Annotated in this window: 15 protein-coding genes; 12 read left to right on the forward strand and 3 right to left on the reverse strand. The window is 53.9% G+C overall.

Annotated elements, in window-relative coordinates:
- The first annotated feature begins 3 nt into the window (after positions 1-3).
- The 6 genes from hutG to mdoH all read left to right on the forward strand — a co-directional run bounded on the left by hutG (position 4) and on the right by mdoH (position 8,587).
- Positions 4-807: an N-formylglutamate deformylase gene (hutG, locus tag ACYZT1_RS02355; protein WP_462017489.1), complete on the forward strand. Its 804-nt coding sequence runs from the start codon at positions 4-6 to the stop codon at positions 805-807.
- 52 nt (positions 808-859) lie between these two features.
- Positions 860-2,235 (forward strand): IS3 family transposase gene (locus ACYZT1_RS02360; RefSeq protein WP_462017490.1). Its coding sequence is split into 2 segments (ribosomal slippage): positions 860-1,330 and positions 1,333-2,235, totalling 1,374 coding nucleotides; the frame shifts between segments, so codons are not numbered across the junction.
- A gap of 236 nt (positions 2,236-2,471) precedes the next feature.
- The gene (gene pip, locus ACYZT1_RS02365) at positions 2,472-3,443 is read left to right on the forward strand and encodes a prolyl aminopeptidase (RefSeq protein ID WP_462017491.1); all 972 of its coding nucleotides are present in this window, start codon (positions 2,472-2,474) and stop codon (positions 3,441-3,443) included.
- Positions 3,440-3,877 carry a D-aminoacyl-tRNA deacylase gene (dtd, locus tag ACYZT1_RS02370; protein ID WP_462017492.1) on the forward strand — a complete coding sequence of 146 codons (438 nt, stop codon included), beginning with the start codon at positions 3,440-3,442 and terminating at the stop codon, positions 3,875-3,877. The genes pip and dtd overlap by 4 nt, the downstream gene beginning before the upstream one ends.
- Before the next feature lie 320 nt (positions 3,878-4,197).
- Complete coding sequence (locus ACYZT1_RS02375) at positions 4,198-6,024, forward strand: glucan biosynthesis protein G (protein ID WP_462017493.1); 1,827 nt, start codon at positions 4,198-4,200, stop codon at positions 6,022-6,024.
- Entirely contained in the window at positions 6,017-8,587 is a 2,571-nt protein-coding gene (mdoH, locus tag ACYZT1_RS02380; RefSeq protein ID WP_462017494.1) for a glucans biosynthesis glucosyltransferase MdoH, read from the forward strand. Before ACYZT1_RS02375 ends, mdoH begins: the two co-directional genes overlap by 8 nt.
- Before the next feature lie 40 nt (positions 8,588-8,627).
- Here mdoH and ACYZT1_RS02385 read toward each other — a convergent pair whose 3' ends face one another.
- Positions 8,628-9,740, reverse strand: a complete 1,113-nt coding sequence (locus tag ACYZT1_RS02385; RefSeq protein ID WP_462017495.1) for an RHS repeat-associated core domain-containing protein — start codon at positions 9,738-9,740, stop codon at positions 8,628-8,630.
- A gap of 556 nt (positions 9,741-10,296) precedes the next feature.
- Here ACYZT1_RS02385 and ACYZT1_RS02390 point away from each other — a divergent pair.
- Positions 10,297-11,460 (forward strand): aminotransferase class I/II-fold pyridoxal phosphate-dependent enzyme, encoded by a 1,164-nt coding sequence (locus ACYZT1_RS02390; protein WP_462017496.1) that lies wholly within the window; start codon positions 10,297-10,299, stop codon positions 11,458-11,460.
- Entirely contained in the window at positions 11,454-12,407 is a 954-nt protein-coding gene (locus ACYZT1_RS02395; protein ID WP_462017497.1) for an NAD(P)-dependent oxidoreductase, read from the forward strand. The genes ACYZT1_RS02390 and ACYZT1_RS02395 overlap by 7 nt, the downstream gene beginning before the upstream one ends.
- Before the next feature lie 98 nt (positions 12,408-12,505).
- Here ACYZT1_RS02395 and ACYZT1_RS02400 read toward each other — a convergent pair whose 3' ends face one another.
- Positions 12,506-12,943 carry a bleomycin resistance protein gene (locus ACYZT1_RS02400; protein WP_462017498.1) on the reverse strand — a complete coding sequence of 146 codons (438 nt, stop codon included), beginning with the start codon at positions 12,941-12,943 and terminating at the stop codon, positions 12,506-12,508.
- Positions 12,944-13,134: 191 nt separating this feature from the next.
- On the opposite strand from ACYZT1_RS02400, the gene ACYZT1_RS02405 reads away from it, so the two are divergent.
- The 4 genes from ACYZT1_RS02405 to ACYZT1_RS02420 all read left to right on the forward strand — a co-directional run bounded on the left by ACYZT1_RS02405 (position 13,135) and on the right by ACYZT1_RS02420 (position 17,221).
- Complete coding sequence (locus ACYZT1_RS02405) at positions 13,135-14,547, forward strand: phenylacetate--CoA ligase family protein (protein WP_462017499.1); 1,413 nt, start codon at positions 13,135-13,137, stop codon at positions 14,545-14,547.
- Between the two features lie 106 nt (positions 14,548-14,653).
- A complete protein-coding gene (locus ACYZT1_RS02410) occupies positions 14,654-15,664 on the forward strand; it encodes an ABC transporter ATP-binding protein (RefSeq protein ID WP_462017500.1) in 1,011 nt (336 codons plus the stop codon).
- Positions 15,665-15,733: 69 nt separating this feature from the next.
- Positions 15,734-16,450: an ABC-2 family transporter protein gene (locus ACYZT1_RS02415; RefSeq protein ID WP_462017501.1), complete on the forward strand. Its 717-nt coding sequence runs from the start codon at positions 15,734-15,736 to the stop codon at positions 16,448-16,450.
- Positions 16,451-17,221 carry an ABC-2 family transporter protein gene (locus tag ACYZT1_RS02420; protein ID WP_462017502.1) on the forward strand — a complete coding sequence of 257 codons (771 nt, stop codon included), beginning with the start codon at positions 16,451-16,453 and terminating at the stop codon, positions 17,219-17,221. It abuts the gene before it with no gap.
- A 46-nt stretch (positions 17,222-17,267) separates the two neighbouring features.
- On the opposite strand, the gene ACYZT1_RS02425 is transcribed toward ACYZT1_RS02420, so the two are convergent.
- Positions 17,268-19,184 (reverse strand): methyl-accepting chemotaxis protein, encoded by a 1,917-nt coding sequence (locus tag ACYZT1_RS02425; protein WP_462017503.1) that lies wholly within the window; start codon positions 19,182-19,184, stop codon positions 17,268-17,270.
- Between the last annotated feature and the right edge of the window lie 71 nt (positions 19,185-19,255).

Below are 19,255 nucleotides of genomic sequence, written 5' to 3' on the forward strand. Positions count from 1 at the left end.
GTTGTGGACAAGGTTCTGAACTTCAAACAAGGCCGTGTGCCGCTGCTGATCAGCATGCCCCACGCCGGATTGCGCCTGACGCCGGCGGTAGAGGCCGGGCTGATCGGCGATGCGAAAAGCCTGCCGGACACCGACTGGCATATCCCCACGCTGTATGAATTCGCCGACACATTGGGCGCCAGTACGCTGGCCGCCGAATATTCGCGATTCGTCATCGACCTGAACCGGCCGTCTGACGACAAGCCTTTATATGCCGGCGCCACCACCGGCTTATACCCGGCAACGTTATTCGATGGCATTCCATTGTTTCGCGACGGCTTGGAACCGTCGGCAGCGGAGCGCGCGAGTTATCTGCAGAAGATCTGGACGCCGTACCACAGCACGTTGCACAACGAGCTGGCGCGACTGAAAGCCGAGTTCGGTTATGCGTTGCTGTTCGATGCGCACTCGATCCGCTCGATCATCCCGCACCTGTTCGACGGCAAACTACCGGACTTCAACCTGGGCACCTTCAATGGCGCCAGTTGCGACCCGCAGTTGGCAACGCAATTGGAATCGATCTGCGCGCAGCATGCCGAATACAGCCATGTGCTCAATGGGCGCTTCAAAGGCGGTCACATCACCCGGCATTACGGCAACCCGGCCGAAAATATCCATGCTGTGCAGCTGGAGTTGTGCCAGTCCACCTATATGGAAGAATTCGTACCGTTCCGGTATCGCCCTGATCTGGCAGAGCCAACGCAGGTGGTACTCCGGGAATTGTTGCAAGGGTTATTGGCCTGGGGCGAACAACGCTACAAGCGCTAAATGAAGTGCGCCCCAGAAGTTGGACATCCAATCCAATCTCTGGGGTGTTTTCATGAGTCAGTACACATCGCAATTCAAGTTGTCTGCTATCACCGCTTTTCTCGAGCGAGGCAGAGGTTTTCGCTTCATAGCTGCCCAATTCCAGATGGACCCTACCTTGCTTCGCCGCTGGGTGGAGGCCTACCGGTTGCATGGTGATGCCAGCCTGAAGGTTCGCAGCAGGGTCTACAGCCCTGAGTTCAAACTCGGCGTTCTACAGCGCATGTGGCGAGACAAGCTGTCTTTACGTCGCGTCGCGGCCCTTTTCAATCTTGGCAACTCAAGCCAGGTGGGCAGATGGCAGCAGCGGTATTACAGTGGCGGCTTCGAAGCCCTGTCTGCAGGGAAAGGATTGAACACCGCCATGACCCTGCCACCTGACAAGATTCCTGACCCGACATCGCCAAGTGATGATGACCTTTCGCACGCAGAGTTGCTGATCAAGCTTCGCAAGCTCCAGGTGGAGAATGCCTGGCTAAAAAAGCTCAAAGAGTTCAGGGAGGAGAAGAAAAGGCAGGAGCAGGCGAAAGCCGTCGGCAAAAAACCACGCTAGTTACTGAGTTGCGAGAGCATTTTGCGCTCGATGAGCTGCTTGAAGCCGCCGACCTGCCACGCAGCACTTACTACTATCAAGCCAAGGCAATGGCGAGTGGAGATCGGTTCGCCTCACTGAAAGCCGCTATCCAGAGCATCCAGGCCACTCATAAGGGGCGTTATGGCTATCGTCGGATGACTGCTGCGCTACGTAACATCGGCCAGATGGTTAACAGTAAAACGGTGCGAAGGCTGATGGACGAATTGGGTCTCAAGTGCACGGTGCGCCCGAAGAAATACCGCTCATACCGCGGGCTGATGGGCGAAGCCTCGCCCAACACGCTGGCTCGCGATTTCGAGGCCGGGCAGCCGAATCAGAAATGGGTCACGGATGTCACCGAGTTCAAAGTGGCGGGTGAAAAGTTGTACTTGTCTCCGGTGCTGGATCTCTACAACGGCGAAATTGTCGCTTATCAGACCGCCACCCGGCCTCGCTATACCTTGGTGGGTGACATGCTGGAGAAGGCTCTGGAGCGGCTACCTGAGACTGCCAAGCCCCTGCTGCACTCCGATCAAGGCTGGCACTACCGCTACCCGGATTACCGGGAACGCCTGGAAAAAGCGGGCCTGGAACAAAGCATGTCGCGCAAGGGAAACTGCCTGGACAACGCGACGATGGAGAGCTTTTTTGGCACATTGAAGTCTGAATATTTCTACCGCGAGCGCTTCGACAGCGTGGCCCAGTTGCAAGCCGGGCTGGATGAATACATCCGTTACTACAACCATGATCGAATCAAGATGAAACTGGGCGGACTGAGCCCTGTAGCGTACAGGGCGCAGTTCGCGATAGCTTAGCCAACCGGTGTCCAGGTTTTGGGGCGCACTTCAAAACCCTGTGGGAGCGAGCCTGCTCGCGAAAAATCAGAAGGCGCCATGGGGTGTCGGATTGACGCGTGATCATTTAAGACCATCGCGAGCAGGCTCACTCCCACAGGGATCGTGCTCATTCTCGTAAATCGGGTTTATGATGCCGAACGGCAGAATTCCAGAAGTCCCCCCAGGGATGACCTCGACCCCTTACGGAGCGCGCAATGCAGACTTTGTACCCGCAGATCAAACCCCACGCCCGGCATGATCTGGCTGTCGATGAAACCCACACCCTGTACGTAGACGAAAGCGGCTCACCGGAAGGTTTGCCGGTGGTGTTCATCCACGGCGGCCCCGGTGCCGGATGTGATGCGCAAAGCCGCTGCTATTTCGATCCCAATCTGTATCGCATTGTCACCTTCGACCAGCGCGGCTGCGGTCGTTCGACGCCCCACGCCAGCCTGGAAAACAACACCACCTGGGACCTGGTCGCCGACCTTGAGCGAATTCGCCTGCACCTGGGCATCGACAAATGGGTGCTGTTTGGCGGCTCGTGGGGCTCGACTCTGGCACTGGCCTACGCGCAAACCCATCCGGAGCGTGTGCACGGCCTGATTCTGCGCGGGATTTTTCTCTGCCGCCCGCAGGAAATCGAATGGTTCTACCAAGCGGGCGCCAGTCGCCTGTTCCCCGATTACTGGCAGGACTACATCGCACCGATCCCGCTGGATGAGCGCGATGACTTGCTCTCGGCGTTCCATCGACGTCTGGTCGGCAATGACCAGATCGCCCAGATGCACGCGGCGAAGGCCTGGTCCATGTGGGAAGGTCGCACGGCCACCCTGCGCCCGAACCCGTTGGTGGTTGACCGCTTCTCCGAGCCGCAGCGCGCGTTGTCCATCGCCCGCATCGAATGTCATTACTTCAGCAACAACGCGTTCCTCGAACCGGACCAGCTGATTCGCGACATGGGCAAGATCGCGCATCTGCCGGGTGTGATTGTCCATGGCCGCTACGACGTGATCTGCCCGCTCGACAATGCTTGGGAGCTGCATCAGAACTGGCCGAACAGCGAGCTGCAGGTCATCCGCGATGCTGGCCATGCTGCCTCGGAACCGGGCATTACCGACGCATTGGTGCGTGCTGCCAATCAGATGGCGCGGCGCCTGCTCGACCTGTCTCCCGACGAAGCATGAAAGGCCTCCTGCAACGCGTGAGTGGCGCACGAGTCGAGGTGGCGGGCGAGGTGGTCGGTGCTGTTGGTCAGGGTTTGCTGGTGTTGGTCGCGGTGGAGCCCGATGACACTCGCGCCAGTGCCGACAAACTTTTGCACAAGCTGCTTAACTATCGTGTATTCAGTGACGCCGAGGGCAAGATGAACTTGTCCCTGGCTGATGTCGGTGGCGGTTTGCTGCTGGTTTCTCAGTTCACCCTGGCCGCCGACACCAGAAGCGGGCTGCGTCCGGGTTTTTCGACGGCTGCCCCTCCGGCCTTGGGCGAGGAATTGTTCGACTATTTGTCAGACAGAGCTAAACAGGTGCATGGCACTGTGGCATCAGGTAGATTCGGCGCCGATATGCAGGTCCACCTGGTCAATGATGGCCCGGTGACATTTCTGTTACAGACCTAAAAGCGTTCGAAACAACTTTTTAAGCGTTTTTAGCCTGTAAACCGGGCTTTTTCGCGAAAAATACTTGGTGAGGCCTGATGCGTTGTAACGCGGCCTGCTAGATAATCGCGCGCTGCGGGGATCGGCGTTCGTTGGTCCGTTTTTGACTTGGGTAGAGACTTGTCCTGGGCCCGTTGGGGAATCATTTTGCCCCATGGGAGTCGGAACAATGCTCGCCAACTTGGCAAGAGTCGCTGGCAAGGTCGGTTTTTTTACCGCACTGCGTGCTGGCACTTTAACTGGCCGTTGGTTTTTTGATCTGTTTTCGGCGAGGGTTGCTCGTGATTGTTAGTCCCTGTAATGCACCAAAATTGACTGCCAAACGGTTCCGAAGCGCTCTGGTAGCGGGCTCTGCACTGCTCTGCCTGCTTGGCACCGGCCAGCTTTGGGCATTCAATCTGGAGGATGTGTCGGTCAAGGCGAAAGAGCTGGCCGGGCAGAAGTACGAAGCCCCGCGCAGTAATCTGCCGAACGAATTCCGCGAAATGAAATTCGCGGACTATCAGAAAATTCGTTTCCGCACCGAAAAAGCTGAATGGGCCGAGCAGAAAACCCCGTTCAAGCTGTCGTTCTATCACCAGGGTATGCATTTCGATACGCCGGTGAAGATCAACGAAATCACGGCCAACACCGTCCAGGAAATCAAATACGACCCGACTCGTTTTGATTTCGGCGACGTGCAGTTTGATCCGAAAGCCACCGAGCAACTGGGTTATGCCGGTTTCCGTGTGCTCTACCCGGTCAACAAGGCCGACAAGCAAGACGAAATCATGACCATGCTTGGCGCGAGTTACTTCCGCGTTGTCGGCAAGGGGCACACCTATGGTCTGTCCGCTCGCGGTATGGCGATCGATACCGCTCTGCCGTCCGGCGAAGAATTTCCGCGTTTCACCGAGTTCTGGATTCAACAGCCGAAGCCGGGCGACAAGCATCTGGTGATTTTCGCGCTGCTGGACTCGCCGCGCGCCACCGGTGCCTATCGCCTGACCCTGCGTCCTGGCAGCGACACCGTGGTCGACGTCAAGGCTCGCATGTTCCTGCGTGACAAGGTCACAAAGCTTGGCGTCGCGCCGCTGACCAGCATGTTCCTGTTCGGCGCCAATCAGCCGTCCAAGGTGCTCAACTATCGTCGCGAGCTACACGACTCCAGCGGTCTGTCGATCCATGCCGGCAACGGCGAGTGGATCTGGCGTCCACTGAACAACCCTAAACACCTGTCCGTCAGCAACTTCTCGATCGAGAACCCGCGTGGTTTCGGCTTGCTGCAACGGGGCCGTGAATTCAGTCACTACGAAGACCTCGACGATCGCTACGACAAGCGCCCAAGTGCCTGGATCGAACCGAAAGGCGATTGGGGCAAGGGTTCTGTAGACCTGGTGGAAATCCCGACAGCCGACGAAACCAACGACAACATCGTTGCCTTCTGGAGCCCGGAAAAACTGCCCGAGCCAGGCCAGCCGCTGGACGTTGCCTATCGCATGCACTGGACCATCGACGAAGCCGCGCTGCACGCACCTGACAGCGCCTGGGTCAAACAGACCCTGCGTTCCACCGGCGACGTCAAACAGTCCAACCTGATCCGTCAACCGGATGGCAGCGTTGCTTATCTGGTCGACTTCGAAGGCCCGTCGTTGCTGGCACTGCCGGACGACACCGATGTTCGCAGTCAGGTCAGCGTCGGCGACAATGCCGAACTGGTCGAGAACAGCGTTCGTTACAATCCGGACACCAAAGGCTGGCGCCTGACCCTGCGCATGAAGATCAAGGACCCGAGCAAGGCCACCGAGATGCGTGCTGCACTAGTCAAAAACATTGTCACGGCCGATCTGGCCAAGACACTGCCGACCTCCAATTCCTCCGTTGCCAAGGCCGATAAGGTCGCTGCGAAGCAGCAGGAGAAAGAGGACAAGGAAGCCAAGCTGACCGAGGCCAAGCTAGCCGACGCCAAACAGGCCGAAGCCAAGCCAGTCTCCCCGACCAAGGAACAGGACAACAAAGACGCCAAGCAGCCAGTCGCTGCCGAAGCGGCCCCAGTCACACCGGAATCGGCACCGACTGAAGAAGTCCTGACCGAGACCTGGAGCTACCAGTTGCCTGCCGATGAGTAATTCTCAAGTCCAGCCCGAGACGCTTGCCGAGTATCTGGCGCATCTACCGATGAACGACGAGCAGCGCGCGGAACTCGCGGGCTGCCAGTCGTTCAGTGAACTGCACCAGCGTCTGTCGTCCTCCACCTTCGACGCTCCGGCCGAGGCTGCCCAAGCTTCGGTCGGCAAACGTCTGACTTTGAACAGTGCTGCAGAACTCGAAGAAGCGGAAATGCTGGCGATGGATGCCAGCGGTCGGGTGGTTCTCAAGGCCACACCGCCGATTCGTCGGACCAAAGTCGTGCCGGAGCCGTGGCGTACCAATATTCTGGTGCGCGGCTGGCGCCGCCTGACCGGTCGCACCAATCCGCCGCCGTTACCCAAGGATGCGAACGTGTTGCCGGCGGCCCGCTGGCGCACGGTCGGCTCGATCCGTCGCTATATCCTGCTGGTACTGATGCTGGGCCAGACCATTGTCGCCGGCTGGTACATGAAAGGCATCATGCCGTATCAGGGCTGGTCGTTCGTCAGCCTTGACGAAATCCTGCACCAGCCGTTCCTGCAAACGGTTACCCAGGTCCTGCCGTATGCACTGCAAACCAGCATCCTGATTCTGTTCGGGATTCTGTTTTGCTGGGTATCGGCCGGTTTCTGGACGGCATTGATGGGCTTCCTCGAGTTGCTCACCGGCCATGACAAATACCGTATTTCCGGCAAAAGCGCTGGCAACGAGCCGATTCCCATGGATGCGCGCACCGCTCTGGTGATGCCGATCTGCAACGAAGACGTGCCTCGGGTGTTCGCCGGTTTGCGGGCGACGTTTGAGTCTGTTGCGGCCTCGGGCAACCTGGATCGCTTCGACTTTTTTGTCCTCAGTGACAGTAACGATGCCGACATCTGCGTTGCCGAACAGCAGGCGTGGCTGGATGTCTGCCGCGAGGCCAAAGGCTTCGGCAAGATCTTCTATCGTCGCCGGCGTCGTCGCGTCAAACGCAAAAGCGGTAACCTCGACGACTTCTGCCGCCGCTGGGGCGGCGACTACAAGTACATGGTTGTGCTCGACGCCGACTCGGTGATGAGCGGCGATTGCCTGTCCAGTCTGGTGCGCTTGATGGAAGCCACGCCGGACGCCGGGATTATCCAGACCGCGCCGCGTGCGTCGGGCATGGACACGCTGTACGCGCGCATGCAGCAATTCGCAACCCGTGTATACGGCCCACTCTTTACCGCCGGTCTGCACTTCTGGCAGTTGGGCGAATCGCACTATTGGGGCCACAACGCGATCATCCGCATGAAGCCGTTCATCGAGCACTGCGCCTTGGCGCCGTTGCCGGGTAAAGGTGCGTTTGCCGGTGCGATTCTGTCCCACGACTTCGTCGAAGCTGCGCTGATGCGTCGTGCCGGTTGGGGCGTGTGGATTGCCTACGATTTGCCGGGCAGCTACGAAGAACTGCCGCCCAACCTTCTGGACGAACTCAAGCGTGACCGTCGCTGGTGCCACGGCAACCTGATGAACTTCCGCCTGTTTTTGGTCAAGGGCATGCACCCGGTGCACCGTGCGGTATTCCTGACCGGCGTGATGTCCTACCTGTCGGCACCTTTGTGGTTCTTCTTTCTGGTGCTGTCGACGGCGCTGCTGGCGGTCAACACGCTGATGGAACCGCAGTACTTCCTGGAGCCGCGTCAGCTGTATCCGTTGTGGCCACAATGGCAACCCGACAAAGCCATCGCGCTATTCTCCACGACCATCGTGCTGCTGTTCCTGCCGAAGTTGTTGAGCATCATCCTGATCTGGGCCAAGGGCGCTAAAGAGTTCGGCGGCAAGTTCAAGGTGACGCTGTCGATGCTGCTGGAGATGCTGTTTTCGGTACTGCTGGCACCGGTGCGCATGATCTTCCACACCCGTTTTGTCCTCGCCGCGTTCCTCGGCTGGGCGGCGACCTGGAACTCGCCACAGCGTGATGACGACTCAACGCCATGGAGCGAGGCAGTCAAGCGCCACGGTCCGCAAACGCTGCTGGGTTTCTTCTGGGCGCTGCTGGTGATCTGGCTGAACCCGAGCTTTCTGTGGTGGCTGGTGCCAATCGTCGGTTCGCTGATGTTGTCGATTCCGGTGTCGGTGATCTCCAGCCGGGTTGGCCTGGGCCTCAAGTCCCGGGACGAGAGCCTGTTCCTGATTCCCGAGGAATACAATCCGCCACAGGCGCTGCTCGACACTGACAAGTACACGCACGAAAACCGCTATCACGCTTTGAACGACGGCTTCATCCGCTCGGTTGTCGACCCGCAGCAGAACGCTCTGGCGTGCTCGCTGGCGACCTCCCGTCACGGTCAGGCCGAGCCAATTGAATGGTTGCGTATCGAGCGTGTCCGTCATGCACTGAAGGTGGGTCCTTCAGGATTGACCAACAATGAGCGTGTGCACTTGCTGAGCGATCCGGTAGCGCTGGGTCGTCTGCATGAGCAGGTCTGGAACGAAGGCCACCCGGAATGGCTGCAAGCCTGGCGTCAATCGGTGAAAGCCGACCCTCATGCGCCGCTTCTGCCGCTCAAACCGCTAAGTGCGCAGCCTCAGCTGGCTTGACGCTAATGAAAAACCCCGCGAAAGCGGGGTTTTTTTTGCGCTAAGGCAACTGCCGGATGCGCGTGCTGGAAGCAGGTTGTGTTGCAACCAGCGGTTTATGTCTGAAAGCACCCGCTTCGAATTTACGCCGCATGTCGAACTGTTGCAGATTCGTATTCGAGGCGGAGCGTGGGTTGTTGCTCCCGAAGTCGTGACCAATATCAGGTTGCGACTGTGATCGTGCCAGGCGTGCGCCTGACGGATGTACGGTAGACGGTGCACGAGAAAAAGTACTCGCCGATCGACCAATATTGGGGGCGGACATGGCTCGATCCAATCGTTGCGGAGTCTTTGGCCCCCGTCGTGCGAGTTTGTGCAGGGTATAACCTGCTCCCGAAAGAGTGCCGAATGTGCTGGCGGTCAAAAACGCATAGAACAGAGGGTCGTTCGCCGGGGAGTCGGGAAGGGCAGCCTCAATGCGGTTCATGGCCAGATAAAGTACAGACGCTCCTAACCCTCCTACTGACGCCATGGCTGAAGTAGCACCACCGAAAGCCTTACCCTTGAACCCCGAAACCAGCGATTTTGGGGTGAACCGAACAAGATATTCCCCCGCAAAGCCTACCGCTGAATTCAGAAACCAGGCCCACCCATACCATGACCGTCCCGTGGGGTCGGAGCGATTGACAGGATCTCCCGAGCAATACGCATAGCAATTCAAGCCGCCGTCCCCGAATGGGCTCAAGCTGTCGGAGCTATTGAAGCGCATGAGTGACGGATTGAAAGCCCGGTGCCCATTCCCTAGCAAGTAATGCCCGGTGTGCGGGTCTGGACATTCGCCGTTGTAACCGAAGAGAGCAGGCAACCCGGATTGGACTGTGCGGTGACCATATGGCGTGTACCTGAACTGGCTGTAGGCACTCTGCATGACAGAGCGTTGCTTATCGGTCATCAGCAACAAAATGCGTCGAATACCCTCCATGTGCAGTTCTGCCAGCACCGCTTCCTGGCATTGAAAAATCCGGTGCTGAACAGCCCCCTGAATATCCGTCACCATCTGGTCTTTCTGATAGAAACGATCCTGCTTTTGCTGCCCGGCGGGCAGACGACTGACCAAGCGATCGATTGCATCATATTGGTAGCGAACAGATGGTCGTACAGGAGGGTGACGCATGGATCATTACCATTGGCAAGAAAGGGACAGCTTCTACTGCATTGAACATGAGGTCTACTGGTAGAACTGCCAGGTTTGGCGAGCTATCTCCCTGGTTGAACAGCTGATAGACGCGTGAACTTTATAAGTAGTCGCTGACGTGTGGCTTTGCAGAAAATCGTCATGCAAATTGTTTCTTGTGAAATGCAACACAATAAGACAGGCGCTCAAAGACCAGGAATCACCCTGAAACTAATCGCGCGGAATATATTCGATATGAGCCGAACGATTGGCGCTGGTTAAAAGGATGAAGTAACAGACATTTGCTTTGTTCGTTTTATCGTGTAACTAGTCGAACAAATAACAGGTGCGCAGTAATGATTGATTACATCGGCATGGTGTAATCAAAAAAGTTTGAAATATTTGGACAGATAGATCCGGCCTGCTCGAACTTTACAGTTAGATTTTTGATTATTAGGATTCAACGGCTGGATCTGGTTAATTAATTACTAAACCCAAACAGTCTAGTGGGGCTAATATGCCAATGAAGATGTCGCCCAGTCATGAACATAGTAATTTGACCGAACTTGAAGTTTTTGGCTTGTCGGCGCAATACAATCTTGCGGACGGGCACAGCTATATCTCGGCGGAAAAGCATTTTAATTCAGTATTGTCGGAACTGCCCACTCTGTGGCAATCAGCTATTGAAGTTCCCATTCCAGAAATGGAGAAAATTTTCAAGAACAAATTTGCGGAGTATTTTGGTCTTGAGGGATTAAAACGACACGAAATTTTTTCAATATGTCCCACTGCTTCCAATAGCATCGACATTATCGGTGCCTGGGCGCGATGCATGAGCTACAAGGTGGGATTGGTGGAACCGACGTTTGACAATCTAGCGCAGTTGTTACGTCGCAGAGAAGTAGAGCTTGAGGCCATTGCTGAAGACCTACTTGCCAATCTGATTTTGCTGGAAGAATTTATACACGAAAAAAATCTGGATGTATTATTTCTGGTTAATCCAAATAATCCGACAGGCGTGGTGATCGACTCTACCGCGATGTCGGGTATTGTCGAACTATGCAGTCGGCTCGAGGTGGTATTAGTACTTGATACTTCATTTCGTTTCTGTCACAAAACCAGCATTGACGAGTATGAGCTACTTTTGAAAAAGGGCTGTTCCTTTATCATTCTGGAGGACACTGGCAAGCAGTGGCCGACACTGGATGCCAAAGCCAGTCTGCTTTCATATAGCGCTGATTTGGCACATACCATTCGTAACATTTATGAAGAAATATATTTGTGCTGTTCCAACTTCGCATTGAGAGTGATCATCGCATTTATCGATGAGACCCTCCAGAGAGGGGGGCTATCGTATATGCAATCCATCATTTCCAGACATATCCAGATAGCCACGGCAGCGCTTGAGAATTCACTGGCGACTATCGTGGCGGTCGAGCCTCTCTCCACCATGACAGTCATGTGGCTTGACATAGAAAAAACTGGATTGTCCGATCTTGAATTAACCGGATATCTTGCAAAACACAGCGTTGCCGTCTTGCCCGGAAGATATTTTTACTGGAATAGCCATCAAGTTGCGGGAAACCATCGGATCAGAATTGCACTTTTCAAACCTGAAGACCAATTCGGGCCCTCGATGTTGCGTTTAAAAGACGCGCTCGCAGGGCTTAAGGGATGCAATAACCCGGAAAATAAAATGTTAGCGGAGGTTATATGTTGAGAAAGGTATTGATAACAGGAGATTTTCCTGTTTCGGCAAGTCTATTTCCAACAGGATTTGAGCTAATCCATATTTCTCGTCCGACTGATGAGCAGCAAATTCTGAATGTCTTGCCTGAGGTGACCGATTATATTTTGGGTGGCCCGGAGTATTTATCCCCCGAGTTTATTGACCGCGCACCCAAGCTGGAAAATCTGGTGGTGATGGGAACCGGCACTGCAAGTTTCGTTGACATGGAGTACGCAGCGCTAAAAGGGATACGCATCGCCAATACTCCGAATATGAATGTCCATGCGGTGGTTGAGTTCACGTTGGCCATGGTGACGGCGTGCATGGCAAACGTATTTGACAGCGTCGAACGCGTAAAAGATGGTTCACAATGGGTTCAAACACCTTGGCGTTCTTTGCCGAATCTGAGCTTCGGTTTTGTAGGCATGGGTGGCATCGGCACCGAGATGGTCAATCAGCTTCATCTACTGGGCTGCAAAAACATGAGCTACTGGTCCAGAAGCCAAAAGCCTGAGCTGGAGGAGTCGTCAGGCCTGCGATTTGAATCATTAAATGAAATGGTAAGTTCCGTTGATGTGTTATGCATTCTTGTCACGAGTTGTTCTGAGACCTGTCACCTCATTGATGACACGGTGTTAGATAATGCATCGACTACGCTGAAAATATTTAATCTTTCTGATTCAAATGTCATTTGCCCCGTCGCATTGAAGAGGTACCTCTTAGGCAATTCCGAAGCCTTTTGTTTTATGGACGGCTATTACAATGAGTGGGTCGCGAATCACGGTCAATATAATGACCCTTACGGTCTGCTCGGATTGCCTGGCAAGAGTTTGGTCGTAACGTCGCATTTGGCGGCGCAGGAAAAAGACACCATCGATAAGATGTTTATTCAGGCTGCGTCGCGGATTGTAGAATTTGCACGCAATCGTCCGCGGTAATAATACGTTGATTGACCGATTTTTGAAGCCCGGTAACGTCCAGGCCTCAGAAATCGGCAGAATAAAAATACCGAGAGTTAGGTGAGTGAGTTTAAGAATCACAGCTCATCGCGCGGCACCGGTCTGGAACCCAACGCTTGTGCAAATCGGAGCAAATAGCCGTCCGGATCCAGTACAAGAAAATTACTTTCGCCAAGGAGAGATTTATTCTCCCTATACCAGCATGTTTCTACGGGCTTATGGAGTGGATAACCGGATACGGTCGCTATTCTTGCCAGCGCGGCTACATCCGGACAGTCGATGGAGAGGTTCATCCCTCTCCCATAGGGGTGTTCTAAAGGTTCTATTCGCCATGGTGAAGCCTCGGCGTTGTCTTGGTCCAGCATCAGTTGGCTGCCGTTATACGATATGAACGCAAACCCGACTTCCGGCCTTTCGTACTCGATCTTGAATCCGAGTGCTTTGCAATAGAATTTCAAACTTGCTTTTATGTCTGAAACGATCAGCTCTGGAACCAGCTTGTTGAAGTTCGTCATGGCTATGTCTTCATCCTTGAAGAAATGAGTATTAGTTATGAAGCATCATCACTATTGGCGATTTACATACAAGCGTCCAGTTAATATTTTTGATGTGTGATTTCCACGAATGAACGCTGGATATATCAAAGCTCCAAATAATAAGGTTCTGGCGTAACAGCCAGGTGTTTATAAAGCACGGGAATATTCTAATGGGCGATTTCCACGCATCGGAACCGATCTATGGTTCACAGGCGCACACGGGCAATTTGAGGAAAATCCAGGCGTTAGCGGCGCAAGCATTCAAGCTGGCTACTGATAATCATGAACTTCAGGGGCAAGCGCTCCGGCGCTGGTCGACGAGCATGGGCGCCATGCAGGACTTTTTACGGCAGTCTCAATCCGACATAAGGGCCTGGCAGTTATCAAGGATTCAAACCCTGGTTGATAATGCGTATAGAAATGTTCCCTTTTACAGAGAGTTTTACGGCGCGTGTGGATACGTTGAGGGCTGTATATCGAGCTTCGCCGATTTTGAGCGCCTGCCAATCGTTTCCAAGGCGCATCTCAGTAGTTTCGATGATAGCGCACGAGCCAATTCACGAGGCGACACGAACAGTGCGCGAACCGCCAGGACTTCCGGCTCAAGTGGAAAACCTTTTACAATCTACAGAGATGATGACTATGTCGTAACGGATTATCTGCATGCGCTGCGTTTCTATAGTTCATGCCTGCAGCGTCCATTACATGAGCATGACTGGATCTATTTGATCCACCACTCCGGGTTGGCTGTGTCATCACTTCATGGAAAATACAGAACATTCCAGCTCCCGGATATACTTGCGGATACTCCACTGGGCGAACACTTGCTGTTACTGCGACCTCGTCTGGTAGTCACCTTGCCTAGCTACTTGCCGATTATACTTCAGCATAAAAACGAACTTAAAAGGAGCGGCGTAGAAGCAATCCTGACAAATTCTGAAACCAGTACGCAGCTAGAACGATCCTATTATTCGGAAGCGTTAGGTGTGCCCATTTTTGATGAATACAGTTCTGAAGAAATTGGCATGATAGCGACGCAGTGCAAGCACGGGCGATATCATGTAGCCGAAGACAGCGCCTACCTTGAAATTGTGCATAGGGACGATCAAGGTTTTGGAAATGTGATCTGTACGGGGTTAACTAATGAGTTGATGCCACTGATTCGATATGATCACGGTGATGTAGCGAAGGGGATGGCGGATTGCACACCTTGTGCCTGTGGTAGTTTTTGTGCATCGCTTGAAGAAATAAACGGCCGGCGCGATGATGCTTTTCGTACTCGCGAACACAGACTCGTGCCTAGCGCCTCAATTCTTGCGGCAGTGGACGATATATTGCTCGCCGGTGACAGAACATTGGCAGAATTCCGGCTCATACAAAAAGGCCCAGACACAATAGAGTTGCTTACTTGCTATATGGGCGCGCCACAAAAAGATATTACGCAAGTCTTATACGACCTGCGTGCCCGTCTATCAACTTTGTTCGGTTACACAATTCAGCTTCTACACCTGGAAGTTAAGGCTCTACCCGAGCAAAAATCCTACAAGCGCAGAAGCATCGTTCGAGAATGGGAAGTGCGTTAAGTTGGCCCTCTCGTTCAACGGTAGAGCGCTTTGTTTGTTGACTGGAAGCTTGACGCACTAAAAAAATGTTTGATTGCTCCGGTACTCGTTTGAAATTGGGGTCGCTATGGAAAACTTAATTGATGTGACGACGGTTGATAAGAATTATTATTTGGTTAAAGAATCCAGCAGTATCATGCAATGGTTCAAGCACTTGGTAAAACCCAGCTATACATCGTTCAAGGCATTGAATGCTGTGAATTTTACAGTTGCCCAAGGCGCGGCGGTCGGGTTTATTGGTCCGAACGGGGCGGGCAAATCAAGTTTGATCAAGATTTTGTGCGGCATACAAAAACCCACTTCAGGGCTTGTGAGAGTTCTCGGGCATGATCCTGCTATTCGGGAAAAGGAGTTTCTTCGGCAAATAGGCGTCGTATTTGGACACAAGACATCTTTGTGGTGGGATCTTCCGGTAAAAACCAGTTTCGATACGTATAAAGAGATTTACCGGATACGAGATGATGACTACAAAAACAGGCTTGCCGAACTGGCGGAAGCGCTCAACCTGGAGAAGGTTCTTTTCAAACCTGTGCGAAATCTTAGCTTGGGTGAGCGGGTCAAATGTGAGTTGACGTTAAATTTATTGCATTCGCCCAAACTTATCTTTCTCGATGAGCCGACCGTTGGACTGGATGTGACATCCAAATATGAGATACGCAAGTATTTGAATTATAAGCGGCGCCATAGCAATCTTTCCATTTTTCTCACGAGTCACGATTTGGGCGATATAGAGTCGTGTTGCGACGATGCCATCATCGTTGATAAAGGACGCGTTCGTTTTGATGGGTCAATGCGTGAATTAAGCACGAGTTTCAATATGAACACGAAGTTGACTGTCACAACACGTGAAGCGGAATCAGGCGCGGCAAGTCTCATGCTCTTCAAGACGATTATGGGTGAGTATCCCGGTATAAAAATCCTCAATGATGGTCAGGATCAATTGACCTACTTTGTACCGAGAGCGTCATTAGGCGCGGTTTTTGACAGGTTCAAAGACACCTCGTACGATTTCGATGTCTCAGCAATGGATTTTGAGAGTAACGTCATTAACCTCTTCAAGACATGGTCGAGTGAGTAGCTTGTGAATAGTGCAGCTTATTTGAAACTCGTACAGACAGGTCTACTTTCCATCTACAGGGATCGGTCCATGTTGATCACCGATCTCGTGATCGCCACCGGGGTCCCGTTTTTTATTCAATTTGCAATTTGGCGCTTCGTTTATGCTGAATCGTCCACATTGCCCAACTACAGTCTGGAGGAAACGTACCTTTATTATGTGGCGGTATTGGCGCTTAATCGATTGAATAATGCGTATGATCTTATTCTCCGGGTGTCTAGCCATGTGCACGAGGGTTTATTGGAAGGTTTCTTTATCAAGCCGATCAATTACTTTCGGTTCAATCTATTCATTTTTGTGGGTGCCAGCCTTCTCTATTACATTCCTGTCTTGTTGATTGCCGTGGGCGTGACTATTTGGTGGGGAGCGGGAGTGGGTGTTCTGGGATTCGTCGCATTCAGCGTCATTAACTTGTTTTTCTGTTACTTGTTAGGTTTCTTGATGTCACTATCGGCGTTCTGGCTAACCAGGCCTGATATGACACTGAGCTTTCAGGTGGTTTTAGCCAGTGTCATCGGCGGAACGTTGTTGCCGATTGACTACTGGCCGGCCTATCTGGAACCATTAATGCGATACAACCCATTTCGTCTCATTATCAGTGGTCCTGCCGAATTTCTGTTACGTCCTAGCAGCCATTTGTTAACCGAACTCTTATGCCTGTACGTCGTTTGGTCTTTGATTTTGCTTTGCGCCTGTAAAGTTACGTTCAGGCGCGCGAGTAACAAATATTCTGGTGTAGGGGGTTAAATGCATATACTTACGTTGGTTTTGAACGCGGTAAAGGAAGAGGCCAGATATAAAATAAATCTGGTGGGTGCGGTCTTGGCACTGTTGACGCTCTATAGCCTGCAATTCATCTTCTTCGATGTCATCAGTTCATTAGTCGACAGTGATAAAAATCATACCAACTGGCTGCTGATTTTTTTTATGTCGTACGCTTTGGGTGGATTGATCATTAGTTTCTTCAGCTCGGCAATCACGGGTTTTTTTCGACAATTGACTTTGGGTCGGGTCGATACGCTGCTGGTCAGGCCGGTCAACGTCCTCGTGTTGATTTTGTTCAGGTGGTCTGAAGTTCATTATTTGCTGGTCGCGCTGCTGCTGACGGCACTCTGCATTCTTTCGAATAAAATTGATTTTTTTCCCTTCGCTGTCAGTGCGTTTAACACGAGCCTGTATGTAGTTGCACTGCTGGCCGGCGTAGTGGCGGGTATTACGTTTTTGTTAGGTCTGAGTTCGTTTTCGTTCATCACCCAGCGTGAATTGCCTGTTGACTATATCCACGCCTCGGTATTCACATTTGCGTTACTGCCCGAGAATTTTTATTCGAAAGCGCTTTTGTATTTTTTAGTCGCGGCGCTGCCGATGATTGTGTTCGCGTCCGTGGCCCTGGACGCCTTATATAACGGTCTCACTGCGTTCGTTTCAATATTTTTGTGTGCGGTAGTTGTCACATCTGGCTTGGTGCTGAACGTTGTTTATCGCTTGTTTAATCGGTTCGACAGCGTCGGAGGTTGACCCTGCCGGGGACCGCAGAGGGTCCCCATCTGCGGTCCTGTGCAGGTCAGATCCTGAACTTGCCCACCAACATCTGAAGATGCGTCCCCAACCGCGCCAGCTCAACGCTGGAGGCCGCTGTCTCTTCGCTCGCTGCAGAGGTCTGCTCCGAGACGTCGCGCACGTTCAACACGCTACGGTTGATCTCCTCAGCCACCGCACTTTGCTGCTCCGCTGCCGCGGCGATCTGCTGGTTCATCGACTGAATGGCCGACACGGTGCGGGTAATGCTTTCCAGTGAGCCGCCGGCACGACGGGTCAGCTCCACGCTGCTGTCGGTGAGGCTGCGGCTGTTGTCCATGATGGTCGCCACTTGCTGCGTGCCGGTTTGCAGGCCAATGATGAGTTCTTCGATTTCTTCCGTGGATTTCTGCGTGCGCTGGGCGAGGCTGCGGACTTCGTCGGCGACCACCGCAAAACCGCGCCCGGCCTCACCGGCTCGGGCCGCTTCGATGGCAGCGTTGAGCGCCAGCAGGTTGGTTTGCTGGGCGACGGATTTGATCACGTCGAGCACGCTGCCAATCTTGTCGCTCTCGCGCTTGAGATGCCCCATGGCTTCGGTTGAGTTGCCGACTTCGAGCGCCAGGCGCTCGATCTGCGCAATGGCCTCGCCGACCACTTTGTCACCCTCGCGGGCTTGCTGGTCGGCAGCCACGGCAGCTTCGGAAGCTTCTTCGGCGTTGCGTGCGACTTCCTGCACGGTGGCGGTCATTTCGTTCATGGCGGTCGCCACCTGATCGGTCTCGATCTTCTGGCTATTGACCCCGGCGCTGGTCTGCTCGGTGACGGCCGACAACTCTTCGGCAGCGCTGGCGATCTGGGTGACGCCCTCGCCGATACCGCTGATCAGCACGCGCAGGCCTTCCGTCATGCTCTGGATTGCGCGCTGCAATTGGCCGAGTTCATCACGGCGTTGGGAGGTCAGGTTGTGCGTCAAATCGCCGGCCGCGATACGCTCGGCGACCTTGAGCGTTTCGTTCAGCGGCGTGACGATCTGGCGAGTGATGAACCATGCCGCGAACAGACTGATCACCAGCGCCAGGGCAGTGGCCAACCACAACATGTTTTTGGCGCGGGCCGCGTCGGTATCCCGGACGACGGTCTGTGAAACCGTGAGTTTCATGCTGGCATCAATCAGAATATCGCCTTGCGCGCTCATGCTTTTGAGGGCGACAGCATTGGCTGTTTGTGAGTCGCGGAACTGGCTGACGGCGGCGCGATAGGTCTTCAACGATTCGCCGGCCTGTTGCAGGTTGGCAGCGTACTGCTCGGGAAGACTGGTGGTCAGGCTGCCGAGGGTTTTCAGCGCAGCGTCGATAGCGTCCAGTGCCGGTTGTTCAGCATCGGCCCTGGCGCTATAGGTGTAGCCGCGCACTTGATAGCGCGCTTGCTGCAGCTGCTTGCTCAGATCGACCACGCTATTGAACTGCGCAATGCTGTCGCCTTGCAGCATGGACTGCTCGACATTGGCGACTTTGGTCACCGCATTATCGGCGTTCGCCCCGAGTTTGCTGCGGGCGTCTTCGCGCTGTGCGCTGGCCTGGATCATCGTGCCGAATGCACGTTTGTATTCGGCGACGGCAGCCAGTTGCTGGTCGATCAACGCGACGTCGGACGGTTGCTCGATGAGCGTGCGCGCGGTCTTCAGTCCGCTGTCGAGTTTGCCCAGCAGCTCGTTGACGGCCTCCGGGCCTTGTTCGCCACGATGCATCTCGTAAGCCTGACGGGCAATGCGCAGTTCTTTGCTGAGGTCATTGAGGCTGGAAATAAAACCCAACTTGTCCCCGCGCTTCATCACCTCGCTCAGACCGGTCCAGCCGGTGAAGGTGATCAATAACGTCAGAAGCAGCACCAGACCGAAGCCGATACCCAGTTTGCGATTAACGCTGACGTTTCCCAGTTTCTCGGCTAGCCATCCGTACATGCTGCAACTCCCACAGACCACAAGTTGGTGTTTATGGAGGCTGTATCGGCCGGCGGAGGGCAATCTGTAGA

The organism is Pseudomonas sp. PB3P13, assembly GCF_054897735.1.

Bases quoted from the DNA above. Each gene is read 5' to 3' on its own strand.
- pip (WP_462017491.1), top strand. From the start codon at position 2,472: ATGCAGACTTTGTACCCGCAGATCAAACCCCACGCCCGGCATGATCTG.
- dtd (WP_462017492.1), top strand. From the start codon at position 3,440: ATGAAAGGCCTCCTGCAACGCGTGAGTGGCGCACGAGTCGAGGTGGCG.
- mdoH (WP_462017494.1), top strand. From the start codon at position 6,017: ATGAGTAATTCTCAAGTCCAGCCCGAGACGCTTGCCGAGTATCTGGCG.
- ACYZT1_RS02385 (WP_462017495.1), bottom strand. From the start codon at position 9,740: ATGCGTCACCCTCCTGTACGACCATCTGTTCGCTACCAATATGATGCA.
- ACYZT1_RS02395 (WP_462017497.1), top strand. From the start codon at position 11,454: ATGTTGAGAAAGGTATTGATAACAGGAGATTTTCCTGTTTCGGCAAGT.
- ACYZT1_RS02400 (WP_462017498.1), bottom strand. From the start codon at position 12,943: ATGACGAACTTCAACAAGCTGGTTCCAGAGCTGATCGTTTCAGACATA.
- ACYZT1_RS02405 (WP_462017499.1), top strand. From the start codon at position 13,135: ATGGGCGATTTCCACGCATCGGAACCGATCTATGGTTCACAGGCGCAC.
- ACYZT1_RS02410 (WP_462017500.1), top strand. From the start codon at position 14,654: ATGGAAAACTTAATTGATGTGACGACGGTTGATAAGAATTATTATTTG.
- ACYZT1_RS02415 (WP_462017501.1), top strand. From the start codon at position 15,734: ATGTTGATCACCGATCTCGTGATCGCCACCGGGGTCCCGTTTTTTATT.
- ACYZT1_RS02420 (WP_462017502.1), top strand. From the start codon at position 16,451: ATGCATATACTTACGTTGGTTTTGAACGCGGTAAAGGAAGAGGCCAGA.
- ACYZT1_RS02425 (WP_462017503.1), bottom strand. From the start codon at position 19,184: ATGTACGGATGGCTAGCCGAGAAACTGGGAAACGTCAGCGTTAATCGC.